This is a genomic window from Bartonella sp. EBT8 (assembly GCF_055796165.1).
Window position 1 is genome coordinate 1 of the sequence record NZ_JBTTDJ010000070.1, and the last position, 1,420, is coordinate 1,420.

The 1,420-nt window shown below is 35.1% G+C and carries 3 protein-coding genes; 1 reads left to right on the forward strand and 2 read right to left on the reverse strand.

Translation table 11 applies throughout. From position 1 onward, the window contains the following. Together AC0QT4_RS09090 and AC0QT4_RS09095 are read right to left on the reverse strand one after the other, a co-directional pair. Nucleotides 1–510, reverse strand: a 510-nt coding sequence (locus AC0QT4_RS09090) for an LbetaH domain-containing protein (protein WP_473201343.1), incomplete at its 3' end; no start/stop codon positions are given. Further along, a complete protein-coding gene (locus AC0QT4_RS09095) occupies nucleotides 488–781 on the reverse strand; it encodes a hypothetical protein (protein WP_473201344.1) in 294 nt (97 codons plus the stop codon). The genes AC0QT4_RS09095 and AC0QT4_RS09090, both read right to left, overlap by 23 nt. Nucleotides 782–892: 111 nt before the next feature. Here AC0QT4_RS09095 and AC0QT4_RS09100 point away from each other — a divergent pair, with 111 nt between their 5' ends. Continuing rightward, entirely contained in the window at nucleotides 893–1,222 is a 330-nt protein-coding gene (locus AC0QT4_RS09100; RefSeq protein ID WP_473201345.1) for a helix-turn-helix domain-containing protein, read from the forward strand. Nucleotides 1,223–1,420: the final 198 nt, after the last annotated feature.

Genomic DNA, 1,420 nt, shown 5'->3' on the forward strand with positions numbered 1-1,420 from the left:
CGAAACGCGTTTACGCATGTAAACTTCTTCGTTATCGCAAAAACATTCATAGTTACAAACCACGGCATTTCCATAAACCTTTGCATTGCCATAAACCTTGGCATTACCGTAAACTCGTGCATTGCCATCAATAAAGGCATCATCATAAACCCGTACATCGCCACAAACCTCAGCATCGCCAGTCACTTTTGCATTGCCATAAACATGGGTATCACCACAAATTACAGAATTTCCATAAACCTTTGCATTGCCATAAACCTTGGAGGAGTCACAAACCACAGCACTTCCATAAACCTTAGCATCGCCTCCGACCCAGCAATCGCCATAGCTCTTTAGGTTTTGTTCTTTTTCTATAAAACCACCCAAATCCCCTGCCTTAACATCCCCAAAATCCCTCATCGCTCTAATACGATGAAGAGTTCGACCTCCAACTTCAATTGTTTCATTAGTAAATCTATATTTCCTTTCTACAGCCATCATCATCTCCTTATGACTGCAAAGGGTCGCCATGTTCACGAGTGCCATGAACACTGGAACTTTTTACAAATTCACTCATTGAGGGGGGATGTTTCTCTTGCATTAATAACTGCAAGCGTTCAGGATAAAAAAAATCTTCAGGGCGTAAATCTATGCCATGATCATATGCATACTCTAATATTTTTTGCTGATGCTTTGCTGGTATCAAATCACGCCATCTATAAACAGAAGACACATCCCTTTGAACTATGCTTGCTACTATTTTGAAACCACCTAAATATTTTACGACTAATCTCGAAGGCATATCTATCTCCATAACGACGCGATAAATAATTGCACTTTTTACATATGTCAACAAAAAATGCACCTTTTACATTTTTGCATTTTTTATATTTTTAGGGATAATACTTAGATTATGAGTAATGATATTGAAAAAAGTATCCAACAATGGCTAGAAAAAAAGCTAGAAGAGCGCGGACACGGTGCTCAACTAGAATTAGCTGCCCATTTAGGAATTCATCAATCCACTATAAGCAGAATGATTAATCCTTACAAAAATGGAAAATCAAGAAGTATAAGTATTGGAGAATTAGTAAAAATCTCTGAATTTTTTAATGAACCCCCCCCAAATTTTTTTACTGATGTTGATCAAGAATTTATGAATTTTTATCGTGATCTTTCTGAAGAGAATAAAAAACGGGTGGTTTTATATATTGAGTTTTTAAAGCAATCAAAAGATAAGTAATAGTTTCTTTTTCTTTTTGAGAAAATCCTTCTAAAATATTTTTGCCTTCTTTTACTGTTTGCATATTTAATCTCCATAACTTTTTGGAATAGTGCATAAAAAAAACACACCTAACATAAATATGCACTTTTTACATTTTTATGTTGACAGTTGCACTTTTTGCATATATATCCATCTCCATACCTTAAAAATTAACCG

Coding starts and splice junctions, on each gene's coding strand:
- AC0QT4_RS09095 (WP_473201344.1), bottom strand. CDS start 781: ATGCCTTCGAGATTAGTCGTAAAATATTTAGGTGGTTTCAAAATAGTA.
- AC0QT4_RS09100 (WP_473201345.1), top strand. CDS start 893: ATGAGTAATGATATTGAAAAAAGTATCCAACAATGGCTAGAAAAAAAG.